The sequence below is a fragment of the Algoriphagus alkaliphilus genome, from assembly GCF_900103735.1.
Taxonomy (GTDB): domain Bacteria; phylum Bacteroidota; class Bacteroidia; order Cytophagales; family Cyclobacteriaceae; genus Algoriphagus; species Algoriphagus alkaliphilus.
On the sequence record NZ_FMXE01000005.1, the window covers coordinates 107,062 to 127,012 of the forward strand.

Consider the following 19,951-nt stretch of genomic DNA (forward strand, 5'->3'; position numbering starts at 1 on the left):
AAGCTGATAAAAAAAAGCAAATTTACCCTTCACACAGCTCAAGGCCAACTCATCCAAAAGCGGCCTTGATCCTTTATTTTTTTACTAATTTGAAATGCATCCCAAACTCTTTTGGATTATGAACCTCCCAAAACAATCGCTTCCTATTCTATTGTTCATTTACATATTGAATGGCTTTTCTCAGCCTCTCCACTCACAAATCACAAAAGAATCCTATGATCGGGCTGCTTATTTTTTAACTGAAAATATTCAAAAACAAGTGTATCATCTGGAAGTAATTCCAAACTGGATTGACGGAAGCAAGGGTTTTGTCCATTCTGCCAATACCAAAGAAGGAAAACGGTTTTTCAAAACCAATACCTCCACCTTCGAAACTTCAGAGGCTTTTGATCATATCATTTTGGCAAGGCTCCTTCAGACGAAAACAGGGGAATCTATCGATCAGGCCAATTTACCTATTGAGCGGGTCAATTTGGTAAATGGAAAAGTCGTGACCTTTCAATGGAAAAATCAAAATTGGACCTGGAATTTAGAAAGTGGTGCTATTGATTCTATTCCAATCTCTGAACGGAATGAAATGGAGTCATTTTCACCTGACAGAAAATGGAAAGCCTTCAGCAGAAACTACAACCTTTTCATCAAAAACCTCACCACAGGAGAAGAAACGCCACTGAGTACCGATGGACGAAAAGATTTCGAATACGCCTCATTTTGGGGATGGAGCGATATTATTTACGGGGAAAATGGAGAACGTCCAACTCACTTTATGGTCAATTGGTCTCCTGATTCGAAGAAGATTTTCACCCAAATCGTTGATTTGAGAATTGCCGAAAAAATGTACCTCCTCGATTGGAGTAAAGATGAAAAATTCCGCCCTGAGCTTCTCTCCTACTACCGTGGATCGCCTGGAGACAGCACCGTGGTTAAGTACATTCCGGTGATTTTTGATCTGGAGAAAAAGACAGAAAAAAAAATCCCCGAACTCACCTCCCCGCATTTTATCGGAATCAATCTTCGTTGGTCGGATGACAGCAATATGCTCAGCGGATTTCATATTCAGCGTGGTTACAAAGAATATCACCTGATTGAGTTGGATGCCCAGAAAGGAGAAATTCGGAAAATCGTTTCTGAGTCTTCCCCCACCCATGTCAATCGCGACAACATTTTCAGATGGTTAAAAAACGGGCAATTCATTCTGAGTTCAGAAAAGACGGGCTGGAACCAATTGTATCTCATTGACTGGAATTCCGGTAAAGAAATCAATCCGATCACTTCCGGCAACTTTGTGGTAAATAAACTGAGTCATCTGGATGAGAAAAAAGGGGTAGTGTATTTCGAGGCTTCAGGAAAAGAATCCGGACGAAATCCCTATTTCAACCATCTCTATCGGGTGAATCTTGACGGAACCAATCTTGAACTTTTGAGCCAGGAAAACGCCTACCATGAGATCCATATTTCCCCGGACGGAAAACTTGCCGTGGATAATTATTCCACTGTCAATCAACCCACGCAATCCATCCTGCTGGAATTGGAGACCGGAAAGCACCTTCAAAAAATCTCTGAGGCGGACATTTCAATTCTGAAAAGAAAAGGCTACAAATCTCCTGTTCCCTTCACCGCAACTGCTAAAGACGGCAAAACAGATATTTACGGGGTTTACTTTCTCCCCACTACTTTTTCCTCAAAGAAAAAATACCCAATCATCGACTACACCTACTCCGGCCCACATACTTCCACTGCACCAAAGACTTTCAAAGCCGGACTTCTTGGGCATCAGCAACCGATGGCGGAGCTAGGTTTCGTGGTGGTGACCATCGATGGCATGGGCGGCTTTGGTAGATCAAAAGCCTTCTCAGATGCTTCCTATCGAAATTTAGGAGATGGAACCACAGACCATGTGCTTGCAATCACACAGTTGGCAAGCAAAAATACTTTTTTGGATATCACCAAAGTGGGGATTTTTGGCCACTCAGCAGGTGGATATGATGCGGGACGAGCGATGCTTTTGCACCCTGATTTCTACAAAGTTGGCGTTGCTTCGGCAGGAGATCATGATTTCCGGATGGAAAAAGCCTGGTGGCCTGAGATGTACATGGGCTATCCTGTAGGAGATTTCTATCACGAGCAATCCAACATCACCAATGCCGCAAACCTTAAAGGCCATTTGCTTTTAGCTCACGGAGGAAAAGATGAAAATGTCAACCCATCAGCCACTTTCAAACTTGCCGAAAACCTGATTAAAGCCGGAAAGGATTTTGATTTGTTCATTTGGCCAAGCCGAGACCATAGTTTTGGTCGTCCTCCGGGAGATTACTTCACCAAAAAGCGCTGGGATTACTTTATCGAACATTTGCTGGGTGATAAGCCGATCAGGCATTTGCAGATTGGGAAGGATTGAATTAATTTTTGCCATGAAACTCAAAAAGAGCCTTCTTCATCAAATTCAGTCGATTATTACTTCTTCTCGAGAGAATGCAATCCGGACGATTGATTTTGAAAGAGTCATGATGTATTGGAATATAGGTAAAGTAATATTTGAAGAAGAGCAAGGTGGAAAAGACAGGGCGAAATATGGTGAATTCCTGATTAAAGCCATCTCTGAGGAATTCCAACCTAAATTCGGTTCTGGTTTTTCAGTTCGCCAATTAGAATTGAATAGGCAGTTTTTTCGAACTTTTCCAATTGCGCACGCGCTACGTTCGCAATTAAGTTGGACTCTATACCGGATTTTGATAAGAATAGAAAACCACGACAAAAGAGAATTTTACATTGCAGAGGCCACAAAAAACAACTAGACATCAAGACAACTAGAAAGACAAATCAACAGTCAATTGTTTGAAAGATTGTTATTAAGCAATATGTGTATTCGGTTAGCTGCACGTACCCAAATAAAGGTAGAATTAAGTTCCAATTGAATGTGCTGTGGACTGTTGACAGTCGTCTGTGGACGTGTATCCGCATACAAAATACCCCAAATCTAGTCCACGTGCATCAGTGCGGATACACATATTAAGCAATGATGTAGGTTCTGTTTTAGCTATTGCAAGAGAAGAAAAACTTCCTTCAGATGCAAAGGAAGTTATCAAAGACCCGATGGTGTTAGAATTTCTTGGACTAAAGCGAGAATCATCCTTCTATGAATTAGATTTAGAGAAAGCCATCATTACCCATTTACAAGAATTTTTATTGGAAATTGGCAATGGATTTTCATTCGTAGCAAGACAAAAGCGCATACATATTGATGGAGATGAATTTTCTGTTGATTTAGTTTTTTACAATCGACTTCTGCAATGTTTTGTCCTATTCGAAATAAAGACAAGCAAACTCACTCATCAAGATATTGGTCAATTGCAGATGTATGTCAATTATTATGACCGCTTTGAAAAACAAGAATTTGAAAATCCCAGCATTGGGATTTTATTATGTGCCGATAAAAATGATGCAGTCGTAAAAATCACTCTTCCAGAAAACAACAAAACAATTGTTGCAAGCAAATATCAATTGTACTTGCCTTCTGAAAAGCAATTAATTGAAGAAATGAAAAAAGAAATAGATAAACTTCAAAAAGACGAAAAATAATTCCAAAAAAATACCTCTTATAACTCTCGGTCCATTTAAATCCTTAAACAATTTTTTACTGAAACAGAATTTGTTAAAAAGTAAACTATCTTCTAATTTATGTTAGTCTCAAATTTTTTATCAATCAAAAAGCCTTTTCCTCCCTTGCATGTTCTCCAACCAGTCCTATATTTGCCCCCTTAAATGGAAAACACCAATAGAAATATTGAACTTTTAACGCTTGATCAGCACGCAAACGTGTTGCATCACTTCCATCATTCCTCCTGAGGAAGATACATACACCCCCACCCGGTGATGCTGATGACAGGGATTCGGCCATTCACCAAAATTTATTCAAATCCAAAACTTTCCTAGCGTAACTTGTCCCCATGGAACAAATAATCCGCATTGCTGTCCAAAAAAGTGGCAGACTTTCCGATGACTCACTCAGCTTAATCAAAGAGTGCGGCATCAAATTTTACAACGGAACGGGCAAATTGAAGTCCACTTCCACCAACTTCCCCGTGGAATTTCTTTTTCTTAGGGATGATGATATCCCCGGCTATGTAGCTGATGGGGTTGCTGATTTGGGCATAGTAGGCCAAAATGAAGTCGTAGAGAAAGACAAAGATGTCCTGACACTTAAAAAATTGGGGTTTTCCAAGTGCAGACTTTCACTCGCCATCCCAAAAGGTGAAGACTACTCCGGAATTTCTTATTTCCAGGGAAAAAACATCGCTACCTCCTACCCAAAAATCCTTGGCGACTACCTAAAGTCAGAAGGAATCAATGCTGAAATCCACGAAATCAGCGGATCTGTAGAGATCGCACCCAGCATCGGGTTGGCAGAAGGAATATTTGACATTGTCAGTTCGGGTTCCACTTTGATGATGAACGGCCTCAAAGAAGTCGAGGAAGTATTCAAATCAGAGGCCATATTGATTGGGAATAAAAATCTCGCTGATTGGAAAAAGACAATACTTGACAAGCTCCTGTTCAGGATTAATGCCGTCCAAAAAGGCAAAAGCAGCAAATATGTTTTGCTCAATGCGCCAAATGATTCCCTTGAAAAAATTATCAGCCTGATTCCCGGGATGAGAAGTCCGACGATTTTGCCATTGGCGCAGCCGGGTTGGTCTTCAGTCCATTCAGTATTGAGCGAAGATCAATTCTGGGAAAATATCGAAGGACTCCGGGCCGCCGGCGCTGAGGGAATTTTGGTCGTCCCCATTGAAAAAATGGTTATCTAAAAGAGATTTTAAAGTTATTCAATCCATACCTATGCAACTCCTGGTCAATCCTTCGCCCGAAAAGTGGAAAAAACAACTGGCCCGACCGGTCCAGAAAACCAAGGAAATCAATAAAATCGTCAAGCCTATTTTGAAAAAAGTAGAGCTGGGTGGTGACAAAGCCCTGAAAAAATTTGCCCAGGAATATGATCATGTTCACTTGGAAAGTCTATTGGTAACAGCCGAAGAAATCAAAGCTGCATCGGACTTAGTCAGTAAAGAACTCAAAAGAGCGATCAAAATTGCTAAGGCAAATATTGAGCGCTTTCATGCCGCACAGGCACAGCCGGAGCTCATAGAAGAAGTGATGCCGGGTGTAATTTGCAGAAGAAAAAGTATTCCGATCCAGCGCGTGGGATTATATATTCCAGGCGGTACAGCACCACTTTTCAGTACTGTTTTGATGCTGGGAATTCCTGCCAAACTTGCCGGCTGTAAGGAAATCGTACTCTGCTCGCCTCCTAATCGGGAAGGGAATATTTACCCCGCAATTTTGTACACTGCATCATTGATCGGTATTACCAAAATCGTCAAAGTCGGTGGTGCTCAGGCCGTTGCTGCACTTACTTTTGGGACAGAAAGTGTTCCACGGGTAGATAAAATTTTTGGCCCCGGAAATCAATATGTCACCGCAGCCAAGCAACTGGTGACAAAATATGGTGTAGCCATCGATATGCCCGCAGGGCCATCGGAAGTGTTGGTTTATGCAGATGAGACAGCTATTCCCGCTTTTGTAGCCTCAGATTTACTTTCTCAGGCGGAACATGGCGTAGATTCACAGGTAGTTTTGGTAACTCCCTCGGAGAAATTCGCCAAAAAAGTCCTCAAGGAGATCAACGAGCAATTGGAAAAGCTCCCGAGGAAAGACATCGCTTTCAAGGCATTGGCAAATTCGACAGCTGTGGTAATGGAAAATCAGGAAAAAGCCTTGGCTTTGATCAATGAATATGCTCCCGAGCACCTGATTATAGCGGTAGAAAATGAAGAAGAAGTCGTCGCAGCGATTTACAATGCCGGTTCGGTTTTTATCGGAAACTTCACTCCAGAGTCCGCCGGTGATTATGCTTCAGGAACGAATCACACACTTCCAACTTATGGCTATGCACGCAATTACAGCGGTGTTTCCTTGGATAGCTTTGTTAAAAAAATTACTTATCAAAAAATTACTGCCGAAGGATTGAAAACACTTGGGCCGGTAGTCGAAGTGATGGCAGCAAATGAACTGCTGGAGGCACACAAAAATGCGGTAACTATTCGTCTTAACTATCTCAAGCAGAATAAGAAATGAGCTTTGATCTAAACTCACTTTTGCGACCGCATATTGCAAAATTACAGCCCTACACCTCTGCCCGAGACGAGTACACCGGGAAGGATGGCGTGTTTTTGGATGCAAACGAAAACCCATTTGGGTCGATTACAGCTCAGGATTTCAACCGATATCCAGACCCTTATCAAAGTGACCTGAAGGAAGAAATCGCCAAAATCAAGCATATGCGACCAACTCAGATTTTCCTTGGCAATGGTTCCGATGAAGCGATTGATTTGCTGTTTCGTGCCTTTTGCAATCCAGGCAAAGACAAGGTCATCCTGCTTCCTCCCACCTACGGCATGTATGAGGTCAGTGCAGGCATCAATGACGTGGAAATCCGAAAAGTGGCATTGACAGACGATTTTCAACTCCAGCCTGAAAAGATCCTAGCAGCAGCAGACGAGCACACTAAAATCCTCTTTATCTGCTCACCAAACAATCCCTCAGCCAATAAAGCAAAGCGGGAAGACATTCTTTATCTACTGAAAAACTTCAAGGGTTTGGTAGTGGTAGATGAGGCGTACATAGACTTCAGTGATGAACCGAGTTTCACCACCGAACTAGTAAATTATCCCAATCTGCTCGTGATGCAGACATTCTCCAAAGCTTGGGGTTTAGCTTCCCTGCGTCTCGGGATGGCTTTTGCGAGTGAAGAAATCATCCAGATTCTCAACAAAATCAAACCCCCTTATAATATTTCAGGTCTGACTCAGGAGACTGTTTTGGCAGCCATTCAGAACAAGAAAAAGGTGGATCAGATGATCAAGCAGATTTTAGCAGAGCGTGATTTCCTTCTAAAAGAAATGGCAAAACTCCCTTTTGTGCAGAAGATTCATCCTTCCCACGCTAATTTCCTGTTGGTGAAAATCCCAAATGCAAATCAGGTTTATGATGATTTGATCGCTGAGAAAGTAATTGTGCGAAATCGAGCCAAAGTTTTGCTTTGTGAAGATTGTCTGAGAATTACTCTAGGAACTCGTGCAGAAAATGAGGCGCTTTTGAGTGCGCTGAGGAAGGTTTGTGAAAAGTCCACTGTCCACTGACAACAGTCGACAGCACCCAAACAAACAAGTTGAAATTTAACAATCAGTGTAACCTACCGTGGACTGTCGTCTATGGACTGTTGACAAGAATTAGCCATGAAAAAAGTACTCTTCATAGATCGGGACGGCACGATCATCAAAGAACCGCCGACAGACTTTCAGGTGGACAGTCTGGAAAAGCTGGAATTTCTGCCAAAAGCCATATCTAACCTCCGCAAAATCGCAGAGGAATTGGACTTCGAACTGGTCATGGTGACCAATCAGGACGGTTTGGGTACAGGGTCTTTTCCTGAAAAAGACTTTTGGCCAGCACAATACAAAATGCTGAAAACCTTGGAACAGGAAAACGTATTTTTCAAAGCGATTCATGTTGACAAAACTTTTGAACATGAAAACGCACCCACACGGAAACCGAGAACTGGTTTACTTACCCAATATTTTAACGAAGAATACGATCTGGCCAATTCCTACGTCATCGGAGATCGATATACAGACGTTCAGTTGGCGAAAAATCTGGGATCGAAAGCGATTTTCATCGGAGACCCCAACCCCGATGCAGCCCTTTCAACCAAAGATTGGGACGAGATCTATGATTTTCTAAAAATGCCTCCCCGAACCGCGGAAGTAATTCGGAAAACTTCAGAAACAGACATTTACATCAATTTGAATCTTGATGGCAGCGGTAAATGTGATATTTCTACAGGTTTGCACTTCTTTGATCACATGCTGGAGCAACTCGGAAAGCACGGAAGCACCGACTTGGAAATCAAAGTAAAGGGCGACTTGCATATTGACGAACACCACACGATCGAGGACACTGGCTTAGCTTTGGGCGAAGCCTATCTGAAAGCACTTGGAGACAAAAAAGGAATCTATCGCTACGGATTTCTTTTGGCGATGGATGACGCCTTGGCACAGGTTGCCATTGATTTTGGCGGCCGTCCTTGGTTGGTTTGGGAAGGTGGTTTTAAGCGTGAAAAGGTCGGTGACATGCCTACGGAAATGTTTTACCATTTCTTTAAATCCTTCTCCGACACCGCTAAATGCAACCTGAACATCAAAATAGAAGGAGAAAACGAACATCATAAAATCGAGGCCACTTTCAAAGGACTGGCTAGAGCGATCAAAATGGCGGTCATGCGAGATCCCAGAAATATCAATCAGTTGCCAAGTACCAAAGGAGTTCTATAAATCGTCCACAGACGACAGTCAACTGTCCACAGCTGGGCTAATTTAGTGGAATGTTGGGAGGAGGAAGATTTTATGAAGCATAATAATTCAAAAATGGAAAAGGTAAATCTTGCTGATAAATTCTCCCGTTTCGACGATCATTGATCCCCAAAGATCGTCGGTGAGCTCAACCACCAGCACGTCAAACTGGTCAAGATCCAGGGTGAATTTGTCTGGCACAAGCATGATGCCGAAGACGAACTTTTCTTTGTGACCAAAGGATCACTAAAAATGGAATTTCGGGACAAGACAATTACCATTGAAGAAAATGAATTCCTGATTGTCCCTAGAGGTGTTGAACATCGACCTGTCGCAATCGAAGAAGTTTGGCTAATGCTTTTTGAGCCTGCGTCTACTCTGAATACCGGTGACACAGCGAGCGACTTGACAAAAAAGGAACTCGACTGGATTTAGATTTGAAAAAGCTGTTTAAGGACAGCTTTTTTTGTTTTTGGGAAAATAAAATATCTATCAAATTTTCAGTATAGAACTTTTCCGTTTGTATTTATTTTTGTTTATTTCGTTATGAAACGACCAGCTCATATACTTACGATACTTTCATCTATTTTTTTGCTTTTTTCCTGTTCTGCCAATCCGGCAGAGATAGAAGCGCTCTTCATATCTGAAAAATATGAAGAGACCATATCCGAGATCAGCCGCAGACTTTTTTTCCATGTCACTGATGTCAAATCTTTACACATGCGAGCGCGATCCTATGAAGAATTAAAGCGTTATGATGAGGCGATGAAAGATTACGATCGGATCATTTCCATTGATCCCAATTATGCCCAAGCTCATGCGGGGATCGGAAAAATACTTTTTGATAAAAAACAATACTCACAGGCTGAATTATACATTTTGAGGGCTTCCAGTATTGATCCCGAAAACTTTGAAATACTTTACCTAGCCGGACGCTGCGAGTTAATGTTGGAGAAATGGGATAAAGCAGAGCGTTTTCTAAAGCTGGCTGAAAAAATGAACCCTGATTTTCCACAGACTTATTTCTATACCGGTATGGCAAGAGCAAATAAGGGAGCAGTGGAAGAGGCTGCTGTTTCATTTAATTCATACGTTCAAAAAGAACCCGACAATTTGATCGCAAGATATAATCGAGGGTTTGCCATGATGAAATTAGGCTATATCCCTTATGCACTGGAGGATTTTGATTTTGTCCTCAAACAGAATCCCAAGCATACAGAAGCTCTAGGAAAAAAAGGCATCTGCCTTGCCCTAATGGGAAATCCCGAGGGATGTCAGCTGATCCAGGAAGCCGCCAAAAAAGGAAGCGATTACGCAAGTAGCAAAATGACGGAAATTTGCTCTTAACCTATTTTTTTTGCCACAGTGAGTGTCCGCACTCACTGAAGTTATGTTTCATTGGTATGAGGGATTTTGCCGAGCGATAAGCAAAACGTGAGTGATGACACTCACGTTGGCGAAATGAAAATGTATTACAGATCGTGCCTTCAGCACTCCAATAATTCCCATTTAATGTAAACCCAGAATTGCATACTGGGCTTTCACTGAACATGCCTTTGGCATTACCTTCCGCTTTCAAAACGCCACAGGTTCTCAAAAGAAATCTGCGTTCATCAGCGACTCTTTCAGCGCAAATCTGCGGGACACAAGAATTCTTCGCCACAGTGAGTACCCCCACTCCCTGTATTCCTGTTTCAATGAAGTGAGGTATTATATAAGTTGTTGCTTGGAAAAAAAGTAATGCACCTTTTCCTCTGAGGACTCTGTGGTTAAATTCCAATCGACCTAATCCAAAAGCCGCTCTTTCAAGGCCGCTTTGTAGTTCGGTATCGCCTTTTCTGAAAGTGCCAAAAACAAGTAAGGTTCGATCAGTTCCAGTTCCATCAGATGGAAGACCCCATCAATCTCCACCCCATCTACTCTTCCATACAGGGTATCTGGGGCAAAGGTATCCATCAACTTCTGACAGGAATCCAGCATTTCAGGAGTTGGATCAATGACTTGAATCGTCCCTCCAAAGTAATGCTGCACCCGAAAATCTGATTTTGCCGGAGTCTTAAGTACCGCATGGGAAAATTTTCCATTGAAAAATAGTAAGGAGTACTCTCCCACCTCAGCTACTTCCAGAACAAAAGGCTGAACCAGAAAATCTTCTGCCTGAAGCAGTTCTTCGAGCTTTTGAGTGTAATTATCCCATTCGGAAAGCTGGATTTTGAGCGTATTCTTTGCTCCGCCACTGACTAGTGGTTTGACTACAACGGTTTCGGAATGAATCTTTGCCCGAATCAGGTTCAGATCAGGTTTTGACTCTGCTTCTAAGATCAACCCAGAAATCACCGGAAATCCCCTACTTTCAATTTCAAGTAAATACTCCTTGGAAGAATTCCATAAAATGGTGTCCAGCGAATTCCAAACTGGGATATTCAGCAATTTCATCCGTTCCATCCAGTCCAAAAATTCCGGATAGTAATCAAAGTAATCCCACACCGATTTGATCAGCAGGCAGGAAAAACTTTCCCACTTCACATCGGGATCGGACCAAATGGCAATTTCGTGTGAGATCCCGAGTTCAGTCAAAACCTCAGACAGAATCTTGTCCTCATCGACTGTTGAGACATCATAGGCTCCGATTGAAAAATAACTGACGATTGCTATGTGTCGAGGTTTTATTTGTGTCATTTGGTAAGGAATTGGATAAGGTAATATTGCCTAAAAGGATAGTCGTCAACAAGTCACTATGTTTTGTTTGAATTTAGGCCAATACTCCAAGGTTCCTATCAATTGAAGATCGGCTGTCTTAGTCCAAACTACTTTGCGTTCAGCCATTCAAGATTTCTTTTTTCAATTGCCTCTTGAGAAATAAGTCTACCATTAATAATATCCTCCTCACTCATTTCAAGCATGATTTTTTGCTCTGGAGTTAATGTTTTCTCACTGGATTTTTTTGAGTCATTTGAAATTATCCTGTCCAGAGATTCCAAAAAGTCTTTATTCTGAATCGAAAGAATTTTATCGATCAATCCATTTCTTATGTTTTCAAGTGTCGCCATTTGTTGTTTTTCTAGATATCCCAAAAATCTGAAATGCGTTTGGTTTTTCAAATTGAAACAAAACTACCTTTTAATCAACTTTCACTTTAACCATTCTTCAAAAATCCATTCGAAATCTTACTTTTGAGCATCGATAGCACTATGAACCACCAAAAACTCGTCATCATCCCAACTTTCAACGAACTGGAAAACATTCAGGAAATGGTTCAAACAGTCATGGCTTTGGAGGGAGATTTTTCACTTCTGATAATCGATGACGGTTCTCCGGACGGCACTGCGGCGGTGGTTAAATCCCTCCAATCAACCTATCCCGACCGTCTGCACCTATTGGAACGAAAGGGAAAGCTGGGTTTGGGTACCGCCTACATTACAGGGTTCAAATGGGCATTGGCTCGATCATATGACTTTATCTTTGAGATGGACTGTGATTTTTCACATGATCCAAAAGATCTGATCCGGCTTTACGATACTGTAAAAGACAGAAATTATGATTTGGCGATCGGTTCCCGTTACATTACCGGTGTCAATGTCGTCAACTGGCCGATCGGTCGCGTGTTGATGTCCTACTTCGCCAGCGTCTATGTCAAGTTCATCACAGGATTGCCCATCAAAGATGCCACAGCAGGTTTCAAATGCTATCACCGAAGTGTCTTGGAAGGAATCAAATTGGAAGAGGTGAAATTTATCGGCTATGCCTTCCAGATTGAAATGAAATTCACCTCTTGGAAACTGGGATTCAAGATCATTGAAGTTCCGATCATTTTTACTGACCGAACAAAAGGAACCTCAAAAATGAGCTCTGGAATCTTCAAAGAAGCTGTTTTGGGCGTAATATGGATGAAAATCAAAAGCATTTTCTCTCCTTACGAACTTAATCGAATCGGATTGACTTGATCGGATCAACTTTGGAAATCACCAAAACAGGAATCCAAAGAACAATCGCTGTCAACAAAGTAATCCCGACATTCAGCCAAATGAATACGGGCCAGTTCCACTCGATCGGCACATAACTCATGTAATAACTCGCTGCATCGAGTGGCACCAATCGGAATTGATCCTGCAAAAATCCGATTCCAAGACCGATAATATTTCCAAGAAACAATCCCCGTCCCAGTATTTTCATCCCGTTCCAAAAGAAAATTCGCCTGACCTGCGCGTTCCTTGCTCCCAGAGCCTTGAGTAATCCGATCATCTGAGTGCGCTCCATGATCAGAATAAAGAGAATCGCTCCCATGTTGAAAATTGCAACAAAGCCGATCAGGGAGATGAATACCACCACATTGGTATCCAATAAGCTCAGCCAGTCAAAAATCTCCAGAAATCGCTCCCTACTATCAATGAGTTTTAGGTTGAGATCCATCTCCTTTTCAATCAGCGGAAAATAAGCTGAAGCATTTTTGGGTTTGTCCACAAAAACCTCCAGACCACCTACTTGATCAGCACTCCAACCATTTAGATTTCGGATGGTTTGAAGCTCGCCGATAACGATTTTTTCATCGAAATTTTCGAGGTACGTCTCAAAGATCCCCACTACCGCTACCCTTCTGAATCGGGGCGGGTCCTGCACGAAATACAGTGTCACCTTATCTCCAACATTGAGCAAAAGCTTGTTAGCAATGAATTTACTCAGCAAAACTTCATTGCTCACTCCCGAATCCGGTAAATGAAGCATTCGGCCTTCAATCAGATAGTTGGCAAAAGAAAGTGTGTCAAAGTCTCTTCCCACCCCTTTTACCAAAACCCCTTCGACTTCCTCATCTCCTTTCATCAAGGCGGCTTTGTGGGCAAAAGACTGGATTTTCGTTAGAAAAGGAAGCTTCTTGGAGTTTTGGAGAAATTCAGAATTGAGCGAAAAAGGTGCTTCCTCGAAGGCATTACTCATCTGAAATCGCTGCACCTGAAAGTGTCCGGTAAAGCCAAAAACACGTTGGGATACATTATCCTGAAACCCACCCAACACCATGATCGCCAAAATGGAAACACCAAGGCCCAAGGCCAGACTTCCTACCGCAATCCGGTGAATGGTCCCCGAAAATCCTCCGGCCTGTCTGAAACTGATTCTTTTGGCAATGAAATAGGAAAGGTTCAAAAAGGAGCTTTTTTAGGTTCAAAACTTGTTAAACTATCTCGAATCACCAGCGTGCATTCCGGGATTGGCCGTCCACGGTCGACGGTCAACTGTCGACCGTGGACGATTATCCGCCGAACCTCAATCAATCCTGAATCTGCTAGCATAGGAGCGGATAATCCTTTTAATTTGTTCAGAAATCCCCGCAAAATAGCATGAAGCAAACGAAAAATTCATTCCTTATTTACTTTTTGGCATTTTCTCTCACGTTATGTGCTACTCCGGCCACTTTTTCCCAACAACCCATCTTGACAGGTGCCGAGCGTTCGGAGCTTTATCTCCCACTTTTGGAAGGGAAAAGAGTCGGCTTTGTCGGCAACCAAACCAGCATCATGCCTCAGTCGGCAAACAAGCACGTGGTGGATTTTCTCTTGGAAAAAGGCGTGCAGGTAAAAAAAGTATTCGTGCCCGAGCATGGATTTCGGGGCACCGCGGATGCAGGAGAGAAAGTCGATAACAGCGTCGACCAAAAGACAGGTTTGCCAATTATCTCGCTCTATGGGAATAATAAAAAACCCTCAGCTGCGCAGATCGCAGATTTGGATGTGGTGATTTTTGACTTGCAGGATGTCGGGACCCGCTTTTTCACCTACATCAGCACGATGCATTATGTGATGGAAGCCTGTGCCGAGCAAGGTAAGAAGGTCATCATCTTTGACCGTCCCAACCCGAATGGAAGCTACATCGACGGACCGATGATGAAGCCGGGATTTGAATCCTTTGTAGGAATGCACAATATACCGATTGTCCATGGGTTGACCGTCGGGGAGCTGGCCAAGATGATCAATGGAGAAAAATGGCTGAAAGGCGGTTTGACCGTAGATCTCGAGGTGATTCCCGTCTCCAATTGGACACATGACATGGCTTACAGCCTTCCTGTAAAACCGTCTCCAAACCTCCCGAATGACCTTGCCATCAAGTTGTATCCAAGCATGTGCTTTTTTGAAGGCACGGTAGTTTCGCTGGGTCGCGGAACCCTTTACCCATTTCAGGTGTACGGCTATCCTGATCCGAAATTTGGCGATTTCCAGTTTACCCCTGTCAGCATCGATGGCATGTCGAAGACTCCACCCCTTCAGGACAAACTCTGCTACGGCAGAGACCTCAGGGGAGAGTCAATGGATCACCAATTTACCCTTGAATACTTGCTCGAAGCCTACACTAAATCGGGCATGAGGGAGAAGTTTTTCAATAATTTCTTCAATACGCTTGCAGGCACGGATGAATTGAAAAAACAGATTCTTGCCGGAAAGACAGAGGCTGAAATTCGTGAAAGCTGGAAAGCTGGGTTGGAGGAGTACAAAGGAAAAAGGGAGAAGTATTTGATTTATAAGTGATTTGAAATTTGATGTTCGAGATTTGAGACAACGAATTTCAAATCTCAAATCCGAAATCCCATATCTTTCCCCATGATAGATTCCCGAAAAATATCCATCCGGTTTTTTGATGACAGGGAAGTTCGTGCGCTTTGGGATGAGACAAGTGCCAAATGGTGGTTTTCGGTGTTGGATATCATTGCTGTACTCACCAATCAGGATGACTACAGCAAAACCCGCAACTATTGGAAATACCTCAAAGCCAAACTGAAGAAAGAAGGAAATCAGTTGGTTAGTGCTACTACCCAACTGAAATTATTAGCACTGCTCGAATCTCGAATATCAAATCTCGAATCTCGAATTTTAAATATCGAACACCGAACATCGAATGTCGAATAAAGAAGTAATCGAAAAAAAACTCCGAATCATTTACATGGGCACGCCGGAATTTGCGGTGCCGGCATTGGAAAAATTGGTGGAAGCAGGTTGGAATGTGGTCGGTGTCATTACCGCACCAGACAAACCACAAGGCCGAGGACAAAAACTCGTAGGTTCGCCCGTCAAGCAAGCCGCTGAAAAGCTCGGATTCCATATTCTTCAACCCACAAATCTTAAAAACCCGGAATTTCAGCAGGAATTAAAGGATTTGAGAGCCGACCTTCAGATTGTAGTGGCTTTCCGGATGCTTCCTGAGGCCGTATGGAACATGCCTCCTTTGGGTACGTTCAACCTTCACGCTTCCCTCCTTCCCGACTATCGGGGTGCCGCTCCGATCAATTGGGCCATCATCAATGGGGAAAAAGAAACCGGAGTAACAACCTTTTTTCTCAAGCATGAGATCGATACCGGAAGTATCATTTTCCAGGAAAAAGTCCCAATTCTACCCGAAGACGATCTGGGAACCGTCTATGAAAAACTGATGACTATCGGAGCTGATTTGGTGGTCAAAACTGTAGAAGCTATTTCCAAAGAGGAAGTAAATCCCAGCGTTCAGGACGAATCCAAAGCGCAGCACCATGCCCCGAAAATCTTTAAAGAAACCTGCAAAATAGATTGGACACATGCTGCAGAGTCAATTCATAATTTGGTGCGTGGACTTTCACCCTATCCTGCGGCCTGGACGGAATTCCAGAACAAAACGTGTAAGATTTTTAAAACTGCCTTTTCTGAGAAGAACCTAGAGGGAAAAACCCCCGGCCAATGGGGATCTGACGGAAAAACCTTCCTTAAGTTCCAAACCGGTAAGGGAACTTTGGAAGTTTTGGAACTCCAAATCGAAGGAAAAAAACGAATGAAAACAGAGGAATTACTCAGAGGGCTTAAACTTTAAGCCCCTTTTTAATGAGTTTTTATTTTTCATCTAATTCATTTTTAGGAAATTAGGACACACTTTTAAACTCAACGATCATGAAAAAAGGAATTTTAAGCCTCCTCGTTTTAGCAGGAATTCTGTTGACCATCCCTGTCCAAGCTCAGATACTGAAAAAAATCCAAAACGCAGCAGCCCAAGGCGTGGAGAACGCCGCTACCAAAAGGACCATGGAGGCCTCAGAAAGGAAAACCAATGAGGCCATAGATGGGATGTTTGGTGGGATGATGAAACCTGCGCCTACCGAGTCGGAGTATTTCTTCACCGGATACATGGTCATGGAAGTGACTAGTACAGATAAAAAAGGCAAATCAGAAGAACCAACTCAGATTCAATATTTGCTCTCAGACAATACCGAATTTATGGGAATGTCATTCACCTATCCCAATAAACCTGAAAATTCAACTATTTCTATCATGGATTCCAAGAATCAGGCTATGGTCATGCTGATGGACAATAAGGGTGAAAAATCGAGTTTTGCCATAAAGCTGGATTACGAAAAAATGAAGGGAATGGTGGATAAAGAAGTAGAGTCCCAACCTGAAAACCCGGACTATACAATCACAAAAACCGGAAACAAGAAAACCATATTAGGATACCCATGTGAAGAGTTTTTGGTCACATCTAAAGATGGGAAAGGGGTGTATTGGATTACCGAAAAACCAATTGAGGGGTTATCCATGTTTTCCCCTCAAAGCAATCCTATGGTTTCTAATAAAAGTATGGATCAATATAATTCCATGTTTTCAAATGCTCCCAAGGGAAGTTTTATGGAAATGATCTTTACCGCAACCGACGGATCGATCACGGACATGAAAGTCATAGAAATGGAAACAAAAAGTCCCCGAAAATATACCATGGCTGAATTTCCAAATATGATGGCCGGAGTGGATAGATAATTCCAAAAAAGGGCAGAAAAACTGCCCTTTTTCATTTTTTCCATACCAAACACTGGTATCTTGAAGCTTAATACTAATATCCTGTGCAAATCACCCTTATCGTGGCCAAGGCAAAAAATAATGTCATTGGCAAAGACAACCAACTCATCTGGAAGCTTTCGGCTGACCTCAAACGATTTAAGAGCATAACCTCCGGTCATTTTATTTTGATGGGCAGAAAAACTTACGAATCCTTGGGAAAGCCCCTTCCAAACCGAAAGCATATTATCATCACTCGAAATCCTGATTTTCAAGCACCTGAGGGACATTATGCATTTTCTTCGGTTGAAGAAGCTGTTATTTTTTGCAACAAAATAGGTGTGGAACAACTTTTCATAATTGGAGGAGGGCAGATTTACGAGGAGACAATAAACCGCTGCGATCGGTTAGAAATCACGGAAGTGGAAGCCGAACCTGAGGGTGACACCTTCTTTCCTGAAATAGATCCAAAAATCTGGAAAGAGACCGAGCGTGAGCACTTTCCCGCAGACGAGAAAAATGAGTTTCCATTCGCTTTTGTGACTTACCAAAAAATCAAAAAATAACCATGGCAAAATCGGTCATTTGGATTACTGGGGCCTCCTCAGGAATAGGAGAGGCTACGGCAAAGAAATTTTCTCAGGAAGGCTATCGGGTGATCATTTCTGCAAGGAATGAAGAAGAACTGAACCGTGTGAAATCCGAGTGTTCAAATCCTGCCGATGTACAGGTTTTACCCCTCGATTTAGTAGAGATTGATTCCTTTGATGGAAAGGTAAGCCAGGCAATCGCCTTCTTTGGAAAGGTGGATATAATCCTTCACAATGGCGGAATCAGTCAGCGTTCATTGATCAAGGAAACGGGTTTGGAAGTGGATCGGAAACTGATGGAGGTTAATTTCTTCGGTACGGTCGCTTTGACCAAAGCCATTTTACCTCACTTCGTTGTTCGAAAGACAGGACAATTTGCTGTGGTAAGTTCCTTGGTTGGAAAATTCGGTTCACCCTTTAGGTCTTCCTATGCTGCCTCCAAACATGCTTTGCATGGTTTTTTTGACACCTTGCGTGCAGAGCATTTTCAGGACAATATCACTGTCACGATGATTTGCCCCGGGTTTATCCGCACCAACGTTTCCGTCAATGCACTTACTGCCGATGGTAGTGCTTTGGGAAAGATGGATGAAGCACAGGCAAAAGGAATGAGCCCCGAGGCTTGTGCATCAGAAATTTATGCTGCCATCGCAAGGAAAAAGGAGGAAGTCTACATCGGAGGAAAAGAAACCTTTGCCGTACACCTTAAGCGGTTTTTTCCCGCCATTTTCTCCAAAATCATTAAAAAAGCCAAAGTTCGATAAATTAGCTAGGAGACCGAAGACAGAAGACAGAAGGAGTAAAAAACATACAGATTTTCGCAATTCACAAAACACCATTACTAAAAAACAAATAAACCCATCAAGGGTATGCAAGTCGTAAAAGCAGAAATAATAGCCATTGGAGATGAATTACTCTATGGACAGATTGTAGATACCAATAGTCACTGGATCAGTCAGGAACTGGATCTGATGGGCATGAAAGTGGTTCGGAAAACAACCGTGGGAGATAACAGAAAGGATATACTTACCGCTTTTGCTGAAGCTGAGAAACGTGCTGATCTCGTCCTGATCACAGGAGGCTTGGGGCCCACGCAGGATGACTTGACCAAGCCGCTACTGGCGGAACATTTTGACTGCGAAATCCTGGAAGTACCCGAGGCAGTTGAGGCCATCACAGCATTTTTCAAGCGAAGAGGAAGAGAAATGACACCCTTGAATATTCTCCAAGGACACCTTCCCGCCTGCTGCACTTATGTACCCAATGAAGTCGGTACCGCTCCGGGAATGTGGTTTGAGCGAAACGGGACTTATTGGATGTCCATGCCCGGAGTGCCCCATGAGATGAAAAAGCTCATGAAGGACTTTGTTTTACCGAAGCTTCCGAGTCTTTTTACGCTACCTGTGATTTTCCATAAAGTGATCAAGACCGTCGGAATCGGAGAAAGCTGGCTGGCCGATCTAATAAAAGATTGGGAAAACGCACTTCCCGAACATATCCGTTTGGCATATTTGCCTTCCCTTGGGCATGTCAAACTTCGACTTACCGGATTTGGGGATGATAAGTCGCAATTGGAACAGGAAATAGATCAACATATAAAAGTCATTTTGCCGACAATTGGCAAGTACGTTTATGGCTATAATGAGGAAACACTGGAAACAGCCATAGGAAAGCTTTTGAAGCAAAACGGGAAAACTGTAGCTTTGGCTGAGAGCTGTTCGGGTGGATACATTTCACATTTGGTCAGCAGTGTGGCAGGTTGCTCGGCGTATTATATGGGATCAGTTGTCCCCTATCATAATCAGTTCAAGGAAAAAGTCCTTGGTGTAAAAGCGGAAACCCTGAGAAATCATGGTGCAGTAAGTGAAGAAACTGTGCGGGAAATGGCCGAAGGAGTGCGGCACCTTTACGGGGCTGACTTTGGTCTTTCCAGCAGTGGCATCGCCGGTCCCGATGGTGGTTCCGAGGAAAAACCGGTGGGGACAGTTTGGATTTCATGTGCCGGAAAGGGGTTTACTGAAGCCAAAAAACTACAATTAACCCAAGACCGAATGCTGAATATTCAATTAACAGGCGTTGCTGTTTTGAATTTGTTAAGAATTTGCATCAATCAGAATAACAAATAAAATTTTACTTACAAGGTTTGGGTAGGAGTAAAAGAAAATTTAATTTT

20 protein-coding genes are annotated in these 19,951 nt (G+C 42.7%); 17 read left to right on the forward strand and 3 right to left on the reverse strand.

Translation table 11 applies throughout. The features are described from left to right. Positions 1 to 118: 118 nt before the first annotated feature. From BLQ81_RS04220 to BLQ81_RS04265, 9 genes are all read left to right on the forward strand, one after another. On the forward strand, positions 119 to 2,398 hold the full coding sequence (locus tag BLQ81_RS04220) for a S9 family peptidase (protein WP_092728795.1): 2,280 nt from the start codon (positions 119 to 121) through the stop codon (positions 2,396 to 2,398). A 13-nt stretch (positions 2,399 to 2,411) separates the two neighbouring features. Continuing rightward, positions 2,412 to 2,795: a DUF1016 N-terminal domain-containing protein gene (locus tag BLQ81_RS04225; protein ID WP_217636643.1), complete on the forward strand. Its 384-nt coding sequence runs from the start codon at positions 2,412 to 2,414 to the stop codon at positions 2,793 to 2,795. 154 nt (positions 2,796 to 2,949) lie between these two features. Continuing rightward, positions 2,950 to 3,579 (forward strand): PDDEXK nuclease domain-containing protein, encoded by a 630-nt coding sequence (locus BLQ81_RS04230; protein ID WP_245693167.1) that lies wholly within the window; start codon positions 2,950 to 2,952, stop codon positions 3,577 to 3,579. Positions 3,580 to 3,947: 368 nt separating this feature from the next. Further along, complete coding sequence (gene hisG, locus BLQ81_RS04240; protein WP_092728708.1) at positions 3,948 to 4,808, forward strand: ATP phosphoribosyltransferase; 861 nt, start codon at positions 3,948 to 3,950, stop codon at positions 4,806 to 4,808. Between the two features lie 31 nt (positions 4,809 to 4,839). Continuing rightward, positions 4,840 to 6,135, forward strand: a complete 1,296-nt coding sequence (gene hisD / locus BLQ81_RS04245) for a histidinol dehydrogenase (RefSeq protein WP_092728709.1) — start codon at positions 4,840 to 4,842, stop codon at positions 6,133 to 6,135. Continuing rightward, entirely contained in the window at positions 6,132 to 7,199 is a 1,068-nt protein-coding gene (gene hisC / locus BLQ81_RS04250; RefSeq protein ID WP_092728710.1) for a histidinol-phosphate transaminase, read from the forward strand. Before hisD ends, hisC begins: the two co-directional genes overlap by 4 nt. A 96-nt stretch (positions 7,200 to 7,295) precedes the next feature. Further along, positions 7,296 to 8,390, forward strand: coding sequence for a bifunctional histidinol-phosphatase/imidazoleglycerol-phosphate dehydratase HisB (gene hisB, locus BLQ81_RS04255; protein WP_092728711.1), 1,095 nt, complete (start codon positions 7,296 to 7,298; stop codon positions 8,388 to 8,390). Positions 8,391 to 8,585: 195 nt separating this feature from the next. Beyond that, entirely contained in the window at positions 8,586 to 8,843 is a 258-nt protein-coding gene (locus BLQ81_RS04260) for a cupin domain-containing protein (protein WP_317042018.1), read from the forward strand. Positions 8,844 to 8,954: 111 nt separating this feature from the next. Further along, positions 8,955 to 9,755, forward strand: a complete 801-nt coding sequence (locus tag BLQ81_RS04265; RefSeq protein ID WP_092728712.1) for a tetratricopeptide repeat protein — start codon at positions 8,955 to 8,957, stop codon at positions 9,753 to 9,755. A gap of 438 nt (positions 9,756 to 10,193) precedes the next feature. On the opposite strand, the gene BLQ81_RS04275 is transcribed toward BLQ81_RS04265, so the two are convergent. Both BLQ81_RS04275 and BLQ81_RS04280 read right to left on the reverse strand, forming a co-directional pair. After that, complete coding sequence (locus BLQ81_RS04275; protein WP_092728714.1) at positions 10,194 to 11,087, reverse strand: ATP-grasp domain-containing protein; 894 nt, start codon at positions 11,085 to 11,087, stop codon at positions 10,194 to 10,196. Positions 11,088 to 11,215: 128 nt separating this feature from the next. Next, a complete protein-coding gene (locus BLQ81_RS04280) occupies positions 11,216 to 11,458 on the reverse strand; it encodes a hypothetical protein (RefSeq protein ID WP_092728715.1) in 243 nt (80 codons plus the stop codon). 141 nt (positions 11,459 to 11,599) lie between these two features. Between BLQ81_RS04280 and BLQ81_RS04285 the strand changes: the two genes are divergently transcribed. After that, the gene (locus BLQ81_RS04285) at positions 11,600 to 12,352 is read left to right on the forward strand and encodes a polyprenol monophosphomannose synthase (RefSeq protein ID WP_092728716.1); all 753 of its coding nucleotides are present in this window, start codon (positions 11,600 to 11,602) and stop codon (positions 12,350 to 12,352) included. Here the strand turns inward: BLQ81_RS04285 and BLQ81_RS04290 are convergent. Continuing rightward, complete coding sequence (locus tag BLQ81_RS04290) at positions 12,330 to 13,547, reverse strand: ABC transporter permease (protein ID WP_092728717.1); 1,218 nt, start codon at positions 13,545 to 13,547, stop codon at positions 12,330 to 12,332. The two genes, BLQ81_RS04285 and BLQ81_RS04290, sit on opposite strands and share 23 nt — an antisense overlap. 194 nt (positions 13,548 to 13,741) lie before the next feature. Between BLQ81_RS04290 and BLQ81_RS04300 the strand changes: the two genes are divergently transcribed. The 7 genes from BLQ81_RS04300 to BLQ81_RS04330 all read left to right on the forward strand — a co-directional run bounded on the left by BLQ81_RS04300 (position 13,742) and on the right by BLQ81_RS04330 (position 19,904). After that, positions 13,742 to 14,923 carry an exo-beta-N-acetylmuramidase NamZ family protein gene (locus tag BLQ81_RS04300; RefSeq protein ID WP_092728719.1) on the forward strand — a complete coding sequence of 394 codons (1,182 nt, stop codon included), beginning with the start codon at positions 13,742 to 13,744 and terminating at the stop codon, positions 14,921 to 14,923. A gap of 72 nt (positions 14,924 to 14,995) precedes the next feature. Continuing rightward, complete coding sequence (locus BLQ81_RS04305) at positions 14,996 to 15,301, forward strand: hypothetical protein (RefSeq protein WP_217636644.1); 306 nt, start codon at positions 14,996 to 14,998, stop codon at positions 15,299 to 15,301. Positions 15,302 to 15,308: 7 nt separating this feature from the next. Beyond that, a complete protein-coding gene (gene fmt / locus BLQ81_RS04310; protein ID WP_092728797.1) occupies positions 15,309 to 16,232 on the forward strand; it encodes a methionyl-tRNA formyltransferase in 924 nt (307 codons plus the stop codon). Between the two features lie 77 nt (positions 16,233 to 16,309). Then, positions 16,310 to 17,170 (forward strand): DUF4412 domain-containing protein, encoded by an 861-nt coding sequence (locus tag BLQ81_RS04315; protein ID WP_092728720.1) that lies wholly within the window; start codon positions 16,310 to 16,312, stop codon positions 17,168 to 17,170. A gap of 83 nt (positions 17,171 to 17,253) precedes the next feature. Then, positions 17,254 to 17,754, forward strand: coding sequence for a dihydrofolate reductase (locus tag BLQ81_RS04320; protein WP_092728721.1), 501 nt, complete (start codon positions 17,254 to 17,256; stop codon positions 17,752 to 17,754). A 2-nt stretch (positions 17,755 to 17,756) separates the two neighbouring features. Then, positions 17,757 to 18,542 (forward strand): SDR family oxidoreductase, encoded by a 786-nt coding sequence (locus BLQ81_RS04325; protein ID WP_092728722.1) that lies wholly within the window; start codon positions 17,757 to 17,759, stop codon positions 18,540 to 18,542. 105 nt (positions 18,543 to 18,647) lie between these two features. Further along, positions 18,648 to 19,904 (forward strand): competence/damage-inducible protein A, encoded by a 1,257-nt coding sequence (locus BLQ81_RS04330; protein WP_092728723.1) that lies wholly within the window; start codon positions 18,648 to 18,650, stop codon positions 19,902 to 19,904. The last annotated feature ends 47 nt before the right edge of the window (positions 19,905 to 19,951 follow it).

Excerpts from the sequence above, each read along its gene's own strand:
- BLQ81_RS04220 (WP_092728795.1), top strand. The coding sequence starts at position 119 with ATGAACCTCCCAAAACAATCGCTTCCTATTCTATTGTTCATTTACATA.
- BLQ81_RS04225 (WP_217636643.1), top strand. The coding sequence starts at position 2,412 with ATGAAACTCAAAAAGAGCCTTCTTCATCAAATTCAGTCGATTATTACT.
- hisG (WP_092728708.1), top strand. The coding sequence starts at position 3,948 with ATGGAACAAATAATCCGCATTGCTGTCCAAAAAAGTGGCAGACTTTCC.
- hisD (WP_092728709.1), top strand. The coding sequence starts at position 4,840 with ATGCAACTCCTGGTCAATCCTTCGCCCGAAAAGTGGAAAAAACAACTG.
- hisC (WP_092728710.1), top strand. The coding sequence starts at position 6,132 with ATGAGCTTTGATCTAAACTCACTTTTGCGACCGCATATTGCAAAATTA.
- hisB (WP_092728711.1), top strand. The coding sequence starts at position 7,296 with ATGAAAAAAGTACTCTTCATAGATCGGGACGGCACGATCATCAAAGAA.
- BLQ81_RS04265 (WP_092728712.1), top strand. The coding sequence starts at position 8,955 with ATGAAACGACCAGCTCATATACTTACGATACTTTCATCTATTTTTTTG.
- BLQ81_RS04275 (WP_092728714.1), bottom strand. The coding sequence starts at position 11,087 with ATGACACAAATAAAACCTCGACACATAGCAATCGTCAGTTATTTTTCA.
- BLQ81_RS04280 (WP_092728715.1), bottom strand. The coding sequence starts at position 11,458 with ATGGCGACACTTGAAAACATAAGAAATGGATTGATCGATAAAATTCTT.
- BLQ81_RS04285 (WP_092728716.1), top strand. The coding sequence starts at position 11,600 with ATGAACCACCAAAAACTCGTCATCATCCCAACTTTCAACGAACTGGAA.
- BLQ81_RS04300 (WP_092728719.1), top strand. The coding sequence starts at position 13,742 with ATGAAGCAAACGAAAAATTCATTCCTTATTTACTTTTTGGCATTTTCT.
- BLQ81_RS04305 (WP_217636644.1), top strand. The coding sequence starts at position 14,996 with ATGATAGATTCCCGAAAAATATCCATCCGGTTTTTTGATGACAGGGAA.
- BLQ81_RS04315 (WP_092728720.1), top strand. The coding sequence starts at position 16,310 with ATGAAAAAAGGAATTTTAAGCCTCCTCGTTTTAGCAGGAATTCTGTTG.
- BLQ81_RS04325 (WP_092728722.1), top strand. The coding sequence starts at position 17,757 with ATGGCAAAATCGGTCATTTGGATTACTGGGGCCTCCTCAGGAATAGGA.
- BLQ81_RS04330 (WP_092728723.1), top strand. The coding sequence starts at position 18,648 with ATGCAAGTCGTAAAAGCAGAAATAATAGCCATTGGAGATGAATTACTC.